This window comes from Paracoccus sp. J39 (assembly GCF_000518925.1).
In the GTDB taxonomy this organism is placed as follows: Bacteria; Pseudomonadota; Alphaproteobacteria; order Rhodobacterales; family Rhodobacteraceae; genus Paracoccus.
On record NZ_JAEN01000031.1, the window covers coordinates 17,009 to 34,689 of the forward strand.

20 protein-coding genes and 3 pseudogenes are annotated in these 17,681 nt (G+C 65.2%); 16 read left to right on the top strand and 7 right to left on the bottom strand.

The window, feature by feature from the left end; all coding sequences use genetic code 11:
- The first annotated feature begins 20 nt into the window (after positions 1 to 20).
- A complete protein-coding gene (locus L632_RS0120015) occupies positions 21 to 263 on the top strand; it encodes a hypothetical protein (RefSeq protein WP_028717463.1) in 243 nt (80 codons plus the stop codon).
- Between the two features lie 177 nt (positions 264 to 440).
- Here L632_RS0120015 and L632_RS0120020 read toward each other — a convergent pair.
- The 4 genes and pseudogenes from L632_RS0120020 to L632_RS0120035 all read right to left on the bottom strand — a co-directional run.
- Positions 441 to 667 (bottom strand): annotated as a pseudogene (locus tag L632_RS0120020) (5-deoxy-glucuronate isomerase); the annotation flags it as partial.
- A gap of 307 nt (positions 668 to 974) precedes the next feature.
- On the bottom strand, positions 975 to 1,646 hold the full coding sequence (locus tag L632_RS0120025; protein ID WP_010399096.1) for a response regulator transcription factor: 672 nt from the start codon (positions 1,644 to 1,646) through the stop codon (positions 975 to 977).
- Entirely contained in the window at positions 1,631 to 3,064 is a 1,434-nt protein-coding gene (locus L632_RS0120030; RefSeq protein WP_010399094.1) for a LapD/MoxY N-terminal periplasmic domain-containing protein, read from the bottom strand. Before L632_RS0120030 ends, L632_RS0120025 begins: the two co-directional genes overlap by 16 nt.
- Positions 3,061 to 3,525 carry a hypothetical protein gene (locus L632_RS0120035; protein ID WP_010399092.1) on the bottom strand — a complete coding sequence of 155 codons (465 nt, stop codon included), beginning with the start codon at positions 3,523 to 3,525 and terminating at the stop codon, positions 3,061 to 3,063. Before L632_RS0120035 ends, L632_RS0120030 begins: the two co-directional genes overlap by 4 nt.
- A gap of 349 nt (positions 3,526 to 3,874) precedes the next feature.
- Here L632_RS0120035 and L632_RS0120040 point away from each other — a divergent pair, with 349 nt between their 5' ends.
- The 11 genes from L632_RS0120040 (at position 3,875) to L632_RS0120090 (ending at position 13,329) form a co-directional block, all read left to right on the top strand.
- The gene (locus tag L632_RS0120040; RefSeq protein ID WP_028714608.1) at positions 3,875 to 5,773 is read left to right on the top strand and encodes a methanol/ethanol family PQQ-dependent dehydrogenase; all 1,899 of its coding nucleotides are present in this window, start codon (positions 3,875 to 3,877) and stop codon (positions 5,771 to 5,773) included.
- A 108-nt stretch (positions 5,774 to 5,881) separates the two neighbouring features.
- Complete coding sequence (gene moxJ / locus L632_RS0120045; protein WP_232215759.1) at positions 5,882 to 6,676, top strand: methanol oxidation system protein MoxJ; 795 nt, start codon at positions 5,882 to 5,884, stop codon at positions 6,674 to 6,676.
- Positions 6,677 to 6,686: 10 nt separating this feature from the next.
- Positions 6,687 to 7,220, top strand: coding sequence for a cytochrome c(L), periplasmic (moxG, locus tag L632_RS0120050; RefSeq protein WP_028714610.1), 534 nt, complete (start codon positions 6,687 to 6,689; stop codon positions 7,218 to 7,220).
- A 54-nt stretch (positions 7,221 to 7,274) separates the two neighbouring features.
- A complete protein-coding gene (locus L632_RS0120055) occupies positions 7,275 to 7,586 on the top strand; it encodes a methanol dehydrogenase [cytochrome c] subunit (RefSeq protein WP_028714611.1) in 312 nt (103 codons plus the stop codon).
- Between the two features lie 61 nt (positions 7,587 to 7,647).
- The gene (locus L632_RS0120060) at positions 7,648 to 8,667 is read left to right on the top strand and encodes a MoxR family ATPase (RefSeq protein ID WP_010399074.1); all 1,020 of its coding nucleotides are present in this window, start codon (positions 7,648 to 7,650) and stop codon (positions 8,665 to 8,667) included.
- Positions 8,664 to 9,518: a hypothetical protein gene (locus tag L632_RS0120065; RefSeq protein WP_028717465.1), complete on the top strand. Its 855-nt coding sequence runs from the start codon at positions 8,664 to 8,666 to the stop codon at positions 9,516 to 9,518. Before L632_RS0120060 ends, L632_RS0120065 begins: the two co-directional genes overlap by 4 nt.
- On the top strand, positions 9,515 to 10,318 hold the full coding sequence (locus L632_RS0120070) for a hypothetical protein (protein WP_010399070.1): 804 nt from the start codon (positions 9,515 to 9,517) through the stop codon (positions 10,316 to 10,318). Before L632_RS0120065 ends, L632_RS0120070 begins: the two co-directional genes overlap by 4 nt.
- Positions 10,315 to 11,322: a vWA domain-containing protein gene (locus L632_RS0120075; RefSeq protein ID WP_010399069.1), complete on the top strand. Its 1,008-nt coding sequence runs from the start codon at positions 10,315 to 10,317 to the stop codon at positions 11,320 to 11,322. Before L632_RS0120070 ends, L632_RS0120075 begins: the two co-directional genes overlap by 4 nt.
- Entirely contained in the window at positions 11,319 to 11,870 is a 552-nt protein-coding gene (locus L632_RS0120080) for a hypothetical protein (RefSeq protein ID WP_010399067.1), read from the top strand. Before L632_RS0120075 ends, L632_RS0120080 begins: the two co-directional genes overlap by 4 nt.
- Complete coding sequence (locus L632_RS0120085; RefSeq protein WP_232215760.1) at positions 11,867 to 12,799, top strand: vWA domain-containing protein; 933 nt, start codon at positions 11,867 to 11,869, stop codon at positions 12,797 to 12,799. Before L632_RS0120080 ends, L632_RS0120085 begins: the two co-directional genes overlap by 4 nt.
- Positions 12,796 to 13,329, top strand: a complete 534-nt coding sequence (locus tag L632_RS0120090) for an SRPBCC family protein (RefSeq protein ID WP_084648159.1) — start codon at positions 12,796 to 12,798, stop codon at positions 13,327 to 13,329. Before L632_RS0120085 ends, L632_RS0120090 begins: the two co-directional genes overlap by 4 nt.
- A gap of 11 nt (positions 13,330 to 13,340) precedes the next feature.
- Here L632_RS0120090 and L632_RS0120095 read toward each other — a convergent pair whose 3' ends face one another.
- From L632_RS0120095 to L632_RS0120105, 3 genes are all read right to left on the bottom strand, one after another.
- Positions 13,341 to 14,189, bottom strand: coding sequence for a S9 family peptidase (locus L632_RS0120095; protein WP_028714614.1), 849 nt, complete (start codon positions 14,187 to 14,189; stop codon positions 13,341 to 13,343).
- A gap of 62 nt (positions 14,190 to 14,251) precedes the next feature.
- The gene (locus L632_RS0120100) at positions 14,252 to 14,689 is read right to left on the bottom strand and encodes a hypothetical protein (RefSeq protein ID WP_010399057.1); all 438 of its coding nucleotides are present in this window, start codon (positions 14,687 to 14,689) and stop codon (positions 14,252 to 14,254) included.
- A 544-nt stretch (positions 14,690 to 15,233) separates the two neighbouring features.
- Positions 15,234 to 15,530, bottom strand: coding sequence for a succinate dehydrogenase and fumarate reductase iron-sulfur protein (locus tag L632_RS0120105; RefSeq protein WP_010399056.1), 297 nt, complete (start codon positions 15,528 to 15,530; stop codon positions 15,234 to 15,236).
- 185 nt (positions 15,531 to 15,715) lie between these two features.
- Between L632_RS0120105 and L632_RS0120110 the strand changes: the two are divergent.
- The 4 genes and pseudogenes from L632_RS0120110 to L632_RS0120120 form a co-directional block, all read left to right on the top strand.
- Positions 15,716 to 15,979, top strand: a pseudogene (locus tag L632_RS0120110) (hypothetical protein); the annotation flags it as partial.
- A gap of 267 nt (positions 15,980 to 16,246) precedes the next feature.
- Positions 16,247 to 16,462: pseudogene (locus L632_RS24520) on the top strand (transposase); the annotation flags it as partial.
- Between the two features lie 214 nt (positions 16,463 to 16,676).
- Positions 16,677 to 17,498, top strand: a complete 822-nt coding sequence (locus tag L632_RS0120115; protein ID WP_028717448.1) for a type IV toxin-antitoxin system AbiEi family antitoxin — start codon at positions 16,677 to 16,679, stop codon at positions 17,496 to 17,498.
- Positions 17,488 to 17,681 (top strand): nucleotidyl transferase AbiEii/AbiGii toxin family protein (locus L632_RS0120120; RefSeq protein WP_028717449.1); only part of this gene is annotated, 194 nt, incomplete at its 3' end. The genes L632_RS0120115 and L632_RS0120120, both read left to right, overlap by 11 nt.

The window sequence follows — 17,681 nt, forward strand, 5'->3', positions numbered from 1 at the left end:
ACGCTTGAAAGGACATGCGGATGAGCGACGATGCAAGGACCGTGACGCTGACCAAGATGTGCCTGCAGCATGGCATCGGCATCCCGCGCGAGGGCGCGTTGGCGGCGCGCTTCCAGGCGGCCTTTCCGGCGGCGCATTACGACGACGAGGCTGGAGAATGGCGCATGGAATGGAAGAAGGGCGGCTTTGCCGAATCCAATGCCCGGCTCGAGGCGTTCCTCGCCGAACGCGGGGTGGGCGTGGTCCATGTCGACAAGTGCTGAGCTGCCGATAGCCCCGGTTCAGCCCGGATAGCTTGGGCGGACTGATCCTGATCGGCGTCCTCTATCGAGACAGACGCATAGCGCTTATGTCGAGCCGCCCTGAAACGTCAGATAGTGTTCAGTCAACGGTTCCTGTCCCAGAAAGATGGTTGGCCAATGGCAGAAGATTGCGGCTGGTTACGGCGTCGGCATCATATGCTCGACCTCTGGCGCGGGACGAAGCGCCAGTTCCCCCGCGGTCCTGCTATGACGTTGAGGTAGTAGAGTTGGAAGCCGTAAGGGACGCCGCAGGGGTGGTGACCGCGGGGGACCAGCACCATGTCGCCGTCCTTCCCTGCCATGATCTCGTCCAGCGACCCGTCATCGGTTTGGACCCGCTGCACCGCCCAGCCCGTGGCGGGGTTCGCTGTTCGAGCAGAACGTGGCCATCGCCCACTGGCGGCGCGCGACCTGACGCGAGGTCGCCGGAGCCGATCTCAAGGCGGACGGTCGAGAGCAAGGCGGACCGTCAAGCTGATCACGGACGGGGCTGGAGGATCCTCGGCCAAGCCATTCGCAACCTCGGCATCCTGCGCGATGAGGTGGTGATCGCGACCAAAGTGCTGGGGGTAAGCGGATCAACGGTTCAAAGGATAAGACCGCGGTTAGGCGGGACATTCGGTATGCGTGAGAGCCCTTGACTGGGACGACCCCGTTACCGAAGTCTAGACCCTAGTCCCCTTCGAAATAGCGGATGCCCTTGACCACCAGATCGGCAAGGTTTGCCGCGCCGAGTTTGTCCTTCAGCACCAGGCTGACGTTCGAAACTGTCTTGTAGCTGATGCAGGCTCGGTCCGCGATGTCGCGATAGGACATGCCTTCGGTGATCATGCCCAGGATCTCCTCCTCACGGCCGGTCAGGCGCGGGGCGCTCGTTCCTGGGCGCGAGACGTTCAGCAAAGCGATCTGCATCGCCAGACGCGAGTCGACGTAATTGCCGCCTCGAGCCACCTCGGAGAAAGCCTCGCAGATTTCGGCGGGCGGGTTGTCCTTGTTGATGATCCCGTTCGCGCCGAACATGAGTGCGCGGCGGGCCAAGACGGGGCTGCGGTGCATGGTGAAGACCAGGATCGGTAAATCGGGATCGACGCGTCGCAAACGCTCGATCAGCCGGATTCCGGCGATCTTATTCCTGCCAATGCTCAGATCCACTACCATCAGGTCGGGGCGAGCTTGTCTCCATGACCGCCAACCCTCGGATGCCGACGGGGCCGAGGCGATCTCGCATGCGACCTTGGTGCGGATGATCCTACCCCAGCCCTCGGCCACAACGGGGTGGTCGTCCACGATGAGGATCTGCAGGGGGCGGGCGTCGCCTGACTTCATCTTCAGCGAGGCTTGCATGGGCGGGATATCCTCAACTCGGTATGGGTTAGCCTGTTATCTCGCCAGGGGGGCAGATAGGTCGCTCCAAACGCGCGGGCGCGGTCCTGTATGCCGATCTGGCCAAATCCGAGCGGGGGGCGATCGCCGCTGGGACCGGGTTCCGGACCCTTGCCGTTGTCCGTGACGCGCACCACGATCTGCCGGGGCTCGTCCGGCATGGTTTCCAGGCTGACCCGGACCAGAGTGGCGCGCCCGTGCCGTATGGCGTTCAGAACGCTTTCCCGGACGAAGCGATAGATCGACAATTCCGCCAACTCGCCGAGGCTGGAGCCTTCGACCTCTGGGTCGATGTCCAGCACGACCCGCGTTTCGGATGCAACGTCGCGAAACCCGGTGACGAGCTCGGCTAAAAGCTCGATCAGGCTGGCCTCGCCCAGCAGCATCGGGCGCAGGTCGTTGATGGCGGTGCGGGCGCTTCTCTGGACCTCCACGGCATGGCAGGCGATGGCATCCAGCGTCTCGTCCAGGGCGGCAGGCCGGTCCGGCAGGTCGGCGATCATCGCCTGCGCGTGGCTGACGGCGGCCCGCAACGCGAAAAGCTGCGGCCCCATCTCGTCATGCAGGTCCAGCGCGATGCGCGAGCGCTCGGCCTCGGAACTGCCGATCAGGCGGGCCTGCAACAGGTCGTTTTCGGCCCGCTCGGCCTGCAGGTGCGAGGTCAGCGCGTTGACCCCCGCGGCCAGATCGGCGAATTCCGTCAGCCGGTCGTCGGGCGCACGCACCGACAGGCGGCCGTCCTGCATCTGCGACATGGCGGCCTGCACCGACTGCAGTCGCCGCGTCAGCAGCGTCGTCATCAGGAAGGCCAGCCCCACCATGGCAAGCCCGGCCAGGAACAGCACCGGCAGAATGATGCTGAAATCGCTCCACACCTCGGCAATTTCGTCGGTCGGGTCGGCAGCGACGCGCAGCATCCCCAGGACATTCGGATAATGGGTGATGGGGACCAAGGCCTCGACCAGGGGTGGCGTCATGAGGGCCGAGAACCACTGCGGAGCGGACGCCTGGGACCGGAACTGGCCATGCGCGCGATGTTGTAGCGGCCGGCCCTCGGGGTCGAGGATGCGCGCCGAGACATGCCGCAGCCCATCGATCTCTTCGGCAAGGCCGATCGCCTCGGCCATGGTGTCGCGGCCGCCATGACTGGGCGGCAGACGGCGCACGGCGGCCTCATGGGCCAGCCGAAATGCGGATTCGGTTTCCTCCTGCACGGCCTGGCGCGCGTTGAGGATCAGGATGGCCGAGACGATCAGGCACAACGACAGGCTGACAATGCTGGCTAGTCCCATCACGATCCGGCGCAGCGGCACGGTCCGCCGGGCCTGCGGCGCCCGGCTAAATGCCTGGAACGAGAGACCTTCGGTTGACGCGCTCATTCCCTTTGCCTCATGGCTGTGGCAAGGGCATCTGTGTGGCCGGCACCACTGGCCCGCAGGACACGATATTGTTGGGCAACGGGGCCCAAGCTTTTTTCGTGCATATCCTGTGCCGGCATCAGATCGATCATTATCCGATCCAGCGGGGTGTCGGGATATTCCCGCCACAGTTGCAGGACGCGGTTGGCGATCATCCGGGGGCTTTCCCGGTAATGCGCCGAGAGCGCGCTCAGCAACGGGGCCAGCGTCCGGGACGGCAGACCGGACTCAGTGGACAGGAAGGCTTCTGGGCTGCGGGCGTCATCGACTTCCAGCCAATGCGTGCTTTCTGCGGCCAGGGCTTGCCTGGGCTTGGCCGAAGGCAGGGTCTGGTCATCCTCCTCGTAACAGGCGCCCAAGGCAAGCAGCACCGCTATGCCTGCCGCATAGCGCCCTACGACGGTGCCACGGCAGAAACCCATCCTGCCTCCTCCTGTTTTCTGCGGTTTTTCTGCGCTGCGGTGATTCGCCGCCAGCGTATCCTCCTGAGGTCGAGACTATGCCCACCTTTGGTATGGAACAACCGCCGCGTGCTGCGACGTTGGTCTGGCGCTTGCCGAAAACGGGTGATGCATCACCCGGATCGAACGGGGAAAAACCCCCGAGAAAGTCGGGAAGCCCACCCCGCAGACAAGGCGGATAGCGGAATGCCTAATCAGTCCTGCGGCGGTTCGGGAGTGGAGGCCCGAACCCGCCAAGTGTCGTGACCGCCGGGGTCGAAGGACTGGCCGCCGGTCCGCGCCAGAGACAGCGAGAGGGAGCGAGATCGCTATGAATAGGAACACCCCGAAGGTAACGGGCGCGTCGAGCCTTGCGATGGCCGTCGCCATGGGCCTTGCCGTCCTGACGACTGCGCCAGCGACCGCCAACGACCAGTTGGTCGAACTGGCCAAGGACCCCGCGAACTGGGTCATGACCGGGCGTGACTACAACGCGCAGAACTATTCCGAGATGACCGACATCAACAAGGAGAACGTCAAGCAGCTGCGGCCCGCCTGGTCGTTCTCGACCGGGGTGCTGCATGGGCACGAAGGCACGCCGCTGGTCGTCGGCGACCGGATGTTCATCCACACGCCCTTCCCGAACACCACCTTCGCGCTGGACCTGAACGAGCCGGGCAAGATCCTGTGGCAGAACAAGCCCAAGCAGAACCCCACGGCCCGGACCGTGGCCTGCTGCGACGTGGTCAACCGAGGCCTCGCCTATTGGCCGGGCGACGACGAGGTCAAGCCGCTGATCTTCCGCACCCAGCTCGACGGCCATATCGTCGCCATGGATGCCGAGACCGGCGAGACGCGCTGGATCATGGAGAATTCGGACATCAAGGTCGGCTCGACCCTGACCATCGCGCCTTATGTCATCAAGGACCTGGTGCTGGTCGGATCGTCCGGCGCCGAGCTGGGGGTGCGCGGCTATGTCACCGCCTATGATGTCAAGACCGGCGAGAAGAAATGGCGCGCCTTCGCCACCGGCCCGGACGAGGAGCTGCTGCTGGCCGAGGACTTCAACGCCCCGAACCCGCATTACGGCCAGAAGAACCTGGGCCTGGAGACATGGGAGGGCGACGCCTGGAAGATCGGCGGCGGCACCAACTGGGGCTGGTATGCCTATGACCCCGAGGTGGACCTGTTCTATTACGGCTCGGGCAACCCCGCGCCCTGGAACGAGACCATGCGTCCGGGCGACAACAAATGGACCATGGCGATCTGGGGCCGCGAGGCGACCACCGGCGAGGCGAAATTCGCCTATCAGAAGACGCCGCATGACGAATGGGACTATGCCGGCGTCAACGTGATGATGCTGTCGGAGCAGGAGGACAAGGAGGGCAACATGCGCAAGCTGCTGACCCACCCTGACCGCAACGGCATCGTCTATACGCTGGACCGCACCAATGGCGACCTGATCTCGGCCGACAAGATGGACGACACTGTCAACTGGGTGAAGGAGGTGCAGCTGGATACCGGCCTGCCGGTGCGCGATCCCGAATTCGGCACGCGCATGGACCACAAGGCCCGCGACATCTGCCCCTCGGCCATGGGCTACCACAACCAGGGCCATGACAGCTACGACCCCGAGCGCAAGGTCTTCATGCTGGGCATCAACCACATCTGCATGGATTGGGAGCCCTTTATGCTGCCCTATCGCGCCGGGCAGTTCTTCGTCGGTGCCACGCTGACCATGTATCCGGGGCCGAAGGGCGACCGCCAGAACGCGCTGGGGCTGGGCCAGATCAAGGCCTACGACGCCATCTCGGGCGAGATGAAATGGGAAAAGATGGAGCGCTTCTCGGTTTGGGGCGGCACCATGGCCACCGCGGGCGGGCTGACATTCTATGGCACGCTGGACGGCTTCATCAAGGCCCGCGACAGCGACACCGGCGACCTGCTGTGGAAGTTCAAGCTGCCCTCGGGCGTGATCGGCCATCCGATGACCTACAAGCATGACGGCCGGCAATATGTCGCGATCATGTACGGCGTCGGCGGCTGGCCGGGCGTGGGTCTGGTCTTCGACCTGGCCGACCCGACTGCCGGGCTGGGCTCGGTGGGGGCCTTCAAGCGGTTGCAGGAGTTCACCCAGATGGGCGGCGGCGTGATGGTCTTCTCGCTCGACGGCGAGAGCCCCTATTCCGACCCGAACGTGGGCGAATACGCGCCGGGCGAGCCCGCCTGACGCGACAGGCCGGCCCGCGCTTCCTTCCTGGCGGGCCGGCCTGCTTGAGCTATTCAGTCTGGAGAAACCGAAATGCTTGTTGATTTCCGCCAGGTTTGCGGTGTCGGGGTGGCAGTTCTTGCCCTTGCATCGCCCGCTCTGGCCGACACGACGAACCTGCGTGTCTGCGCCTCGACCAAGGATGCGCCGTTCTCGGATGCGCAGGGCAGGGGCTTTGAAAACAAGATCGCCCAGGTGCTGGCCGACGAGATGGGCGCCACGCTTGATCTGGTGATGCTGGAAAAGGACGCGATCTACCTGGTCCGCGACGGCATCGAAAAGGATCTGTGCGACGTGCTGATCGGCGTGGATGCGGGCGACGAACGGCTGCTGACCACCCAGCCCTACTACCGTTCGGGCTATGCCTTTGTCACGCGGCAGGACCGCAACTTCGAGGGCGACAAGTGGCAGGACGTGGACCAAGAGGGTTTCGACACCTTCTCATACCGCCTGCATTCCCCGGCCGAGACGATCCTGAAATATACCGGCCGCTACGAATACAACCTGATCTACCAAGCCTCGCTGACCAATTTCGAGGACCGGCGCAACAAGTACACCCAGGTCGAGGCCAACCGCGTCATTTCAGAGGTCGCGGACGGCGGGGCCGATCTAGCCATCATCTTCGCCCCCGAGGCGGCGCGCTATGTCCGCGACTCGCACGAACCCTTGCGCATGACCTTGATCACGAACGAGATCGAACGCTCGGACGGGGTCATCATCCCGCTGCAATATTCGCAATCCGTGGGTGTATCCAAGGCCCATCCCGAGCTTTTGGGGTCAATCGAGCAGGCCCTGCAATCCGGCAAAGCCAGCATTGATGCCATCCTGACCGAGGAAGGCATTCCCATGCTGCCGTCAAGCTGAAGGAAATGGAATGACGAAGCCCAGGATCCTTGCCGCAATCGCGATGACGCTCGTCATCCCGGCCGCGGCAATGGCAACCCCGCAGTTCTTCAATATCATCGACGGCTCACCCCTGAACTTCGATGACGCCATGGAGGAAGGCCGCGACACGGAGGCGGTGACGCACTTCCTGGAAACCGGCGAGAACATCTACAACGAGGATCCCGAGATCCTGCCCGAGGCCGAGGAGCTTTATGCCGGCATGTGCTCGGGCTGCCATGGGCATTATGCCGAGGGCAAGATCGGCCCCGGCCTGAACGACGCCTATTGGACCTATCCCGGCAACGAAACCGACGTCGGGCTGTTCTCGACGCTTTACGGCGGCGCGACGGGGCAGATGGGGCCGATGTGGGGCAGCCTGACGCTGGATGAGATGCTCAGGACCATGGCCTGGGTGCGCCATCTCTATACTGGCGATCCCGCGGACGCCACCTGGCTGACGGACGAGCAGAAGGCCGACTTTACCCCGTTCCAGCCCAAATCGTCCAGCGACAGCCAGTCGTGAACCCAAACCGCCGGGCGGCGGCCCGCCCGGCATGACCCAGAAGGAGGAGACAGAATGAAACGCATCCTGACCCTGACCGTTACCGCCCTGGCGCTCGGCACTCCGGCGCTGGCCTATGACGGCACCAACTGCAAGGCTCCGGGCAATTGCTGGGAGCCGAAGCCGGACTATCCCGCAAAGGTCGAAGGCTCGAAATACGATCCGCAACACGATCCGGCAGAGCTGTCCAAGCAGGGCGAGTCGCTGGCCGTCATGGATGCCCGCAATGAATGGCGGGTCTGGAACATGAAGAAGACCGGCAAGTTCGAATATGACGTCAAGAAGATCGACGGCTACGACGAGGCCAAGGCTCCGCCCGCCGAATAAGCGGGCCGGGCGCGCTGCGCGTGATTCCAGACCACGCGCAGCGTGACATTCGGGACGGATCATGGATAGCAATATTTCGGACTGGCACGCCCGGTTCCGCGACGCCGAAGCGGCGCTGAACGGCGTCGTTCTGGGGCAGGCGCGGACCATCCGCCTGCTGCTCATTTCCGCGCTGTGCCGGGGCCATGTGCTGCTGGCGGGCGATGTCGGCACCGGCAAGACCACGCTTTTGCGCGCCATGGCCCGCGCGCTGGGCGGCCCCTATGGCCGGGCCGAGGGCACGGTGGACCTGCTGCCGACCGACCTGATCTATTCCGCGCATATCGCCGAGGATGGCCGCCCCCGGATCGAGCCCGGCCCGGTGCTGGAGCAGGGCGAGGAACTGGCGGTCTTCTTCTTCAACGAGATCAACCGCGCCCGTCCGCAGGTCCATGCGCTTCTCTTGCGCCTGATGGCCGAGCGCAGCCTGTCGGCGTTCCGCCGCGAATACCATTTCCCGCATTTGCAGGTCTTCGCCGACCGCAACCAGATCGAGCGCGACGAGACCTTCGAGCTGCCCGCCGCCGCCCGCGACCGTTTCCTGATGGAGATCGCCGTCAATGCGCCCGCCGCGCCCGAGGACCGCGTGGCCCTGGCCTTCGAGCCGCGCTTTCACGACACCACCGCCCTGATCGCCGAGGTCGGGCAGGGCATCCTGCCCTATCGCGGGTTGAACGATCTGGCAGCGGGGGTCCAGGCCGGCACCCATGCCAGCCCGGCGCTGCGGCGCTATGTGTTCGACCTGTGCGAGGCGCTGCGCAATCCCGCCTCGGCCGGGCTGGCGCTGGAGGGCGCCGACGCCGCCCGCCTGATCCGCGGCGGCGTCAGTCCGCGCGGGATGCAGCATCTCGTCCGCGCCGCCCGCGCCTGCGCCTGGCTGGAGGGACGGGAAGCCGTGCTGCCGCAGGACGTGCGCGCCGTGCTGGCCCCGGTGATGGCGCATCGCATCTTCCTGTCGCCCGCCTACGAGCCGCGGCGCGAGGCGCTGGTTCCGGCGCTGATCGACGCGGCCTTCGCGACGATTCCGGTTCCTGCCGCATGAACGCCCAACTGCACCTGTTCGACGCCCTCGCATGGCGGCTGACGCAGGGGCTGCCGGGGTTGCGCATGGGCGCCCATGCCGGCCGGATGCGCGGCGCGGGCGAGAATTTTGCCGATATCGCGCCGCTGTTGGCGCATCCCGATCCCCGGCGGCTGGACCTGCGCCGCTCGATCACCGACCCGCTGGGCGTGCTGCATGTGCGGCGGTTCCAGACCCGCACCGACCTGCGGCTGCACGTGGCGCTGGATGCCTCGGCCTCGCTGGGTGCGGTGGCCCATGCCGATCGCGCGGGCCTGGCGCGGCTCTTGGCCGCAGGCTTTGCGCAGGCCGCGCGGCGGGCGCGCGACCCGTTCTCGCTGACCGTCTGCGCCGGGGACCGGGTGCTTCACGACCAGCCGCCCACGCGGCGCAGCCTTGCCGCGGACCTGCTGGATCTGCCGCTGGTGCCTGCGGGCCGGGGCACGGCGGCGCTGGAGGCCATGGCGCATGATCTGCCCCAAGAGCGGATCCTTGTGGTGCTGATCTCGGATTTCGAGCTGTCGCCTGACGAGCTGGCCGCGCTGCTGGCCGCGCTGCGGCCGCGTCCCGTGCTGCCCGTCTGGCTGCGCGACAGCGGCTTTGACGCACCGCCGCCGCGCCTGGGCCTGGCCGAGCTTTGCGACCCGGAAACCGGACGCCGCCGCACCGTGCTGACCACGCGTCGCTGGGCGGCGCGCCAAGCCCAACGGGTGCGGAACCGGCAGGCCGCCCTGCGCCGCGTCCAGGCCGAGCACGGCCTTTCGCCGATCGAGATCACCGACAGCATCGACGTGGCAGAACTGGCCGCTTCGCTTTCCGAGGCACCGCTATGAAATGGCTGGCGCTGCTCCTGCTGCCGTTTCCGGCGCTTGCGCAACAGGTCGAGAACCCGCGGCCCTATGGCTGGTGGCTGGGCGACGAACTGGTGCAGCGCATCCGCATCCAGGGGCAGGTGGATCCGTCCTCGCTGCCCCGGCCGCGCGCCGTGGACTATTGGCTGGACCTGCGCGACGTGGCACGGCGCGACATCGCCGGCGGCACGGAACTGACGCTGCGCTGGCAGAACTTCTATTCGGCGCTAGAGCCGCGCGAACGGCAGGTGCCGGCATCGGCGATCCGGCTGGTTGATGGCACGGCGCTGGAATTGCCGGGCTTTCGCTATGTCACCGCGCCGATCCGGCCGATCCTGGCGCCCTCGACGCCGGACCAGTTGCAGCCGGACCCGCCGTTCCACCTGATCGACCCGATGCCGGCAGGATTGCGGCTGCTGGCCTCGGCCGTCGCGCTGGTCGCGGGGGTGCTGGCGCTTGCCTGGCAGCAGGGCTGGTTCCCGTTCCACCGCCGCGCGGCGCGACCCTTCACCCGCGCCGCGCGCGCGGTGGTCCACCTGCCCGAGCGGCAGGCCCGCCGTGCCCTGCACCGCGCCTTCGACCAAAGTTTCGGCCGGGTGCTGATCGGGGCCGAGCTCGACCGCTTCCTGGCCGATGCGCCGCAATTCGCGCCGCTGGCCGAGCGGCTGCGCGGCTTTTTCGCGGCCTCCGACGCGGCCTTCTTCGGCTTGGGATCCGGCCCCGTGCAGGACATCCCGCAACTCGCCCGCGACCTCGCGGCCATCGAGCGGGGGCGGCGATGATCGGTTTCGCCTGGCCAGCCGCGCTTTTCGCCCTGCCGCTGGCGCTGCTGCCGCTGGTCATCCGCTGGCTGCGGACATCCGCCGTGCCGCGGCTGGACCTGCGTGCGGTCGAGGGGCGCGCCATCGGCCCGCTGCTGGTTGCACTGGCGCTGCTGACGCCGGCGGCGCTGATCCTCGGCCTTGCCCAGCCCTATCTGCGCGGCGGCAGCGTCGCCTATCGCGGCATCGGCACGAACCTGGTGCTGCTGATCGACCGCTCCTCCAGCATGGACGACACCTTCGCCGGGCGCTCGCCGCAGGGGGGCGACGAAAGCAAGGCCAGCGCCGCGCGGCGCATCCTGCTGGACTTCATCGCCCGCCGCCCCGACGACCGCATCGGCATCGCCGCCTTTTCCACCGCCCCGATGCTGGTGCTGCCGATGACCGAAAGCCGGACCGCCATCGCCGCCGCCGTTGCCGCCCTGGCCGAGCCGGGCCTGTCCCAGACCGATGTGGGCCGCGGCCTGACCCTGGCGATGGAGATGGCGGATGAGGCATCGGCCAGTGACTCGCGTGCCGTGGTGCTGGTCAGCGACGGGGCCGCGGTCATCGCGCCCGAGGTCCAGACCGCGCTGCGCAACCTGGCGGCGCGCCGGCAGGTCAACATCTATTGGCTCTACCTGCGCACCAAGGGCGCGAAGGGCATCTTCGAGGTGCCCGAGCCCGGCCAGGCCGACACCCCGCATCTGCGCCCCGAGCGGCACCTGCATATCTTCCTGCAAAGCCTGGGCCTGCCCTATCACGCCTTCGAGGCCGACAGCCCCGGCGCGGTCGAGGATGCCGTGACCGAGATCGGGCGCATGGAATCCCGCCCGATCCTGACCCGCCGCCCGGTGCCGCGCCGCGACCTGGCCTGGGCCTGCTATCTGCTGGCCTTTCTGTGCTGCGCGGCGCTGGCGGCGGCCCGCTGGCTCGAACGACGCTATGCCCCCCGCTGCCCCGCGCCCCTGCTGGTCCCGGTATGAGACGGCTGGGCTTTCCCGCGCTGCTGGCCTGGGTCGCGCTCGCGGCCGGCGCGGTGCTGTGGTCGGGCTGGCAGCTTTGGGGGATGGCCGTCGACAATCGCGCCATCCGCAGCCTGGCAGGCGGCAGCGACGTCGCGCTGCGCCAGGCGGCCGATCCGCGCGCCGCCCATGCCCGCGCGCTTTTCCTGGTGCTGCGCGACCGGCCGCAAGAGGCCGAGACGCTGCTGGCCGGGCTGGCCACCGCCCCGCCCGGCCTGCGCTCGGAATACCACTACGCCATCGGCAATGCCCGGATGCGCATGGGGTTCGAGCGTATCGAGCGCAATCGCATCGACGAGGCCACCGCGCTGATCAACCTGGCCAAGGCATCCTATCGCGAGGCGCTGCGCGCCCGACCCGGCAATTTCGACGCCAAGGTGAACCTGGACCTGGCCACGCGCCTGGTCCGCGACATGCCGCGCGAAGGACAGGACGGCGACGAAGACTCCGAGACCCGGCCGCGCCGGCTGTGGACCGACCTGCCCGGCCTGCCGCGGGGGGCGCCGTGACTGCGGCCCGCGCCATCCTGCCCGCACTGGCCGCCGGGCTGGCTCTGGTCGCCGCGGCAGGGCCGCGCATCGAGGGCCGGCGCGAGCTGCGCGACGTGCTGATCGTGGTGGACATCACCCGCTCGATGAACGTGCGCGACATGGACGGCGCTTCGCGGCTGGATGCGGCGCGGGACGTGCTGACGCGCTGGATCGCCAGCCAGCCCTGTGGTGCCCGCGTGGGCCTGGGCTTCTTTACCGAACGCCGCAGCCTGACGCTGATCGAACCGGTCGAGATCTGCACCGACTATGCCGCGCTGGCCGGCATCCTGGCCGGCCTGGACTGGCGCATGGCCTGGGAAGGCGACAGCATGATCTCGAAAGGGCTGAACCATGCGCTGAACCGGGCGCGGGGGTTGGATGCGGCGCTGATCTTCGTCACCGACGGACAGGAAGCCCCGCCCCTGCCGTATTCCGGGCCGGACGACTGGCGCGAGGACAACCCCGGCGGCGTCATCTTGGGGGCGGGCGGCGACCAGCCCGCGCCGATCCCGAAATTCGACGACCTGGGCCGCGAGACCGGCTTTTACGGACCCGACGACGTGCAGCACGCCCCGGCCCGCATCGGCGCCCCGCCCACGGATGCGGCGGATCGGCCCGGCTTTCACCCGCGCAACAACCCTTATGGCGAAGCCGACCTGGAAGGATCCGAACACCTGTCGGCGATGCGTGCGGAATACCTGACCCGGCTTGCCGGCGAACGCGGCATGGGATTCGCGCGGCTCTCGGCGGGGCCTGTGGCCTTGCAGGCGGCGCTGGCCGCCCACGCCCCGGCGCGTCGGGTCGCGACCCATCGCAGCCTGTCGCCCGCTTTCGGCGCGCTGGCCTTGGCCGCGCTGCTGGCCGCGCTGCTGGCCACCCCGCTTCATGCAAGGAAGGAGATCCCATGATGAACCGCAGAATCCTGCTGGCCTCGGCACTGGCGGCGCTGGCCGCGACCCCGCTGCTGGCTCATGGCCCGACGCCGCAGCAACTGTCGCGCAGCGTCAAGGTGGCCGCGCCCCCCGAGAAGGTCTGGGCCCTGCTTGCCGATCCGGTCCTGATCGCGGCCTGGCATCCGGCCATCGCCGAGGCTAGCATGGAGGGCGGGGGCGCCGGCGCGAAGCGCAGCATCGCGTTCAAGTCGGGCGGCACGCTAGTCGACGGCATCGACGATATCGGCACCGAGACAATGACGATCCGCTGGCGGCTGTCCAGGGAGGACATCGAGGTGTTCCCGGTCAGCTTCTATACCAACAGCATCACGGTGACACCGGACGGCGACGGTGCAAGCGTCGCCTGGCAGGCCAGCTTCTTCCGCGCCGACACGACCAACGAGCCCGAGGAGCGTTTCAGCGACGAGGCCGCCGTCGCTGCCATGGAGAAATATGTCGATGACGCGCTGGCCGGCATCAAGGCCGCCGCCGAGACCGGCGGCTGAGCGCGCCCCGATCAGCGCGTCTTGCCAAGCGTGTCCCTGAACCGCTCGACGGTCGCCTCGATGACCTCGGGGGCCAGCGAGCGGCTGGGGGTATAGACATGAAAGACGTGGTCGCCGCCCTCGATCACCACGGCCCGCTTGTCTGCGCCCGCCGCTGCCTCGATCAGCGCGGGCGTGTATTTGCGATAGGGATCGTCGCTGCCGTTCACGGTCATGAGCGGCCCGTCATAGGCCCGCAGCCCCGCCAGAAGGTCGTGCCGACCCAGGCTGTCGAAGAAGCCCCGTTTCAGCGCCATGGTCCGCCAGCCCAGGTCCAGCCCGACGATGCCGTCCCGTGCCGCCAGATCGAAGGCGCGCTGGCCCAGGCTATCCAGCATGTCGTCATGGTAATTGCCCACGGGTGCCCAGACGACAAGCGACTTGATGGCTTCCGGTTGAGCCGCAGCCAATTCGATGGCGGCTCCTGCACCGAAGGAAAAGCCCATCACGCCGATACGCCCGGCATCGACCTTATCCATCGCGGCCAGCGCCTGCAATGCAATCGCCGCGTCCTCGTTCTGCCGCTCTAATGTGAATGCACCCGTATCACCGTCCGATTTGCCAAAGCCCCGAAAATCGATCCGAAGCGAGGCAATACCATTCCTGGCCAACGCCGTTGCGGTATCGGCGAATATGATGCCGACCTCATCACGGCTGGAACCTAGTCCGTGAAACATCAATACGGCAGGAAATTTTCCGTGTCCTGCCGGTATCTCAACGGTAGCAGCAATGCCTCGGTCGAGGGTCAGCGATAATGTTTCTCCATGAACAGGGACTGCCATCAGGGCAAGAACCGCGCTGGCTGACAATCCTTTGCGCATGGCAACCCTTCAATTGCGGATAATTAACGGCCTTGAAGCTTTGTAGATTTGGTTTGAGCATTCTATTCGACCACAAACTTGCCCTTGGTGATATTGGCCGGTTCATCGTGGTCTTGCACAGTGAACTCAAAGGTGCCGGAGCGGACCGGATAAAAACTGAAGCGTATCGTTCCTGCCTCGTCGCATTGGAGGGTATGAAAACTCAGCCCCTGCATATGAATCTCTTGGCCTTCAACACTGACGACTCTCAGATGCGAGTTCGACAGTAAAGGCACGGACTCGAATTGAAATCCTGTGTCCCCGACATCTTCCGCACAGACGAAATTGAGGCGATAGTATTCATTCTTGGAAAGTTGGAACTCGTCTTGCGATATTGTGGGCTCCCCATTCTCGCCTGCTGAAACCTCAAGAAACAACTCTTCCAATGGGGCGGGCTGTGCTGATGCAGAGAATGTCATGTTGACTGCAAGAAAGGCTATGACGACGAATTCTCCATTCATGCTGCTTCTCCAATTCAAGCTAAGTGGGTAATTTACTTTATAGCCGTGGTCGAAGGGTTAAGGCTTGGCGAGATCTCGAGGTCGCTGGGTGAAAGTCGCTAATATGCTGACGGCAGCGAAAGCAGAACATTGCTGGTGTGTCTTGAAATGGCAGGGCTGACGGTGCAATTCATGTTCGATGCGCATAATGATCTCTAATCCCAACGACGCGGCTTGGCCTTGCGCGGACGACAGATTTTAGAGACGTGGAGCGTGGCCTTGAAAGCTTGCGTCAACCTTGATGCCCAACCCCTTTATCATCCATTGTTCATGATGCTTGCAAGCATAACAGCCAAAGATACGGAGAGCAACAATTACCGATATTCCACGCTGCTCCGCGCCGGTGGCGGCAGTGTTGTTCGAATCTACCGATAAGCCTCTTCAGTCTGGAGTAGAGCACTGATTGGCAATCATGTTTGCAGGAGAATTTCCTCGATTTCGCGGGATATTTTCCTCATTGCAAAAGGGGGGGTCTAACCTACGAGCGCTGTCACGAACCAATTTTCTATGCCGCGCGAGCGATGGTTGGGAGAAGGGTGATTTCCTTCCCCACATCAGCATCGCCGCTTCTCGCAGATTCCAAGGTATGTTGTGCGAGGGAGTAGAGCCGCTTGATCCTGCCTGCGCAGATTACTGCTCCGGTGCCGAAAGTCAGCGCAGGGCCGATCCTGTTCCCTACCCAGAACAGCGCGTCGAGCAGCATCGGCCCGCAAACGTCTAGATCGCCCCGGAGCATATCCAGCTGCGGGCCGGCCAAGCCGTGGGGATCGAAGCGATAGATGCGCAGCGTCGCGATCCGCATAGCGCCCTCCGGCACGCGCCAAGTTTCCCCTCGGTGACGCGCGAAAGCGTCGCCAAACCCAGGTTGCGCGGACAGAAAAGCGCCGCGGCCACCACCCGGGTGCCTTTCGCGGTGATCACGACCGGCACCCGGGTGGTGGCCGTGGCGGTGGGAGATGGGGGTGAACGGCTGGACCTGCGCGGGATGTTCTGGTCAAGTCAACGCTTGGCCAGCCCGTGCCCTCGGCTCGGTTCATGGGCAGGTACGAGTTCGAGATCCTGCGCGCCGGCAGCGCGGTCGAGTCCTCCGAGGCGGATCGCGCCGCCGTGCTGGATGCTGAGTCGATGATCCTGCCGGTGGCCGAGCCGGGCTCCGGCCCGTTCCGGGGCCGCGAGATGCGGTGGACGCGAACACCTGGGGACAAAGGGCAGCGCATGATCCTTGTCCTGGGATCTGGCGCTGATGACTAGGCCCTGCCTGGATCTGATCGGAGTTTAACAGGCTGCTGAAAAAGGATCTTGAGAGGACGACGCAGCGGAAATCGTTCTGGATCCAGCTAATATCGGCCCGGAGATGGGGTGTCTTCGGCAAATTTGAGGCGGATTTCCCGGTTCCCCGTCCGCGCTGTCCTGTCGCAAGGACTTTTTCAGCAGCCTGTTAGGTAGCAAACGCACCAAATCGTTGACGCAGTGGCCCTCATAGAACATTATATGAACATGATGACCCTGGAGGCCTCCATAGCACAGCACTTTCTTCTCTCCGCGGCGGCACGAACACTTTCGCTCAAGGTGATTTTTTCCGCTGGCGAGGAGGCCGCCTATCGCCGGTTCTGCCGGCTGCGCTGGCCAGAGACAGACGGCGCGCCGGTCTGTCCGGCCTGCGGATGCGCTGATGTCTATGACCTGACGACCCGTCGGACCCCCACGACATCCGCCACCGCTTCCCGCTTTACGGCGGGCGTTACCACTTTCGCGATGCGACATCCTTCAGGATTGCGTTGTCGAGCATGGCTTTTCGATTCGCGCCGACATGTTCTGGTCTGCAGGGGTGTCGTCTGCACGAGCGGTCCTTGAAAAATTCGTGATTGGAGTGCTTGGAGCACCGTAGTTGGACTTTTTTTAAAGAGACTCATGGTGTCTGCTTTGAAAATATGCCATCATAAGCGTCATGGCGACCGAAAGATCTCAAAACCTGAAGAAGGTTCTTGATGCAGTACCCACAGGGTATCTGATCGATGCCGCGTGGCTCACCGCGCATGGTGTCGCCTACGAGACCTTTCGCGACTATGTCAAGCGCGGCTGGCTCGAGCGAGTTACCCGAGGCCTTTTCCGTCGCCCGTTTCCGGGCACTTCTGCTTCGGATACGATCGACTGGAAGATCTGCCTGCTCTCAGTCCAGCACATCATGCGCTACGATGTCCATGTCGGTGGCATGACGGCGCTCGCCCAGCAGGGTCACGGTCATTACCTGCGCCTGGGCGGCAACGCCCCGGTATGGGTCTATGGCGAAGCGATACCGAACTGGCTTTCGAAGCTGCCGCTGAACGCGCCGATCGAGACGCGCAGCAGGTCTCTTTTTGGCGATCCGAAGCTGGGCCTTCCCGATGATACCACGGATGCCGGGCAAACCCTTCCTTGGGACTGGCAGCTCAGGATGTCGTCTCCCGAACGGGCAATCCTCGAAGCTATCGATGAGCTGCCCGACCATGAAAGCTTTCACAACCTCGACATGGTATTCGAGAGCCTGACGACGCTGCGCCCGAAGATGCTGTCGGCGCTGCTGTACAGTTGCAGGAAGATCAAGGTGAGGCGGCTGTTCTTCGTCTTCGCTGATCGCCACGGCCACCCATGGCGCAAGCGCCTTGATCCCGAGGAATTCAACCTTGGCAGCGGCGACCGCGCCTTGGTAAAGGGCGGCAGGATACACCCACGGTACCGTATCGTGGTGCCGGAGGAATTCGTAGCGACTGAGGCTGGCGATGGCACGTGAGGATTATGAAATCCAAGTCGCGCTGCTCGTGCGCCTGCTCCCGCATGTCGCGAAGGAAAAGGCATTCGCGCTCAAGGGCGGCACGGCGATCAATCTGTTCTACCGCGATCTGCTCCGCCTGTCGGTCGATATCGATCTGACCTACCTGCCGATCAAGGATCGCCGTGAAAGCCTCGCTGAGAT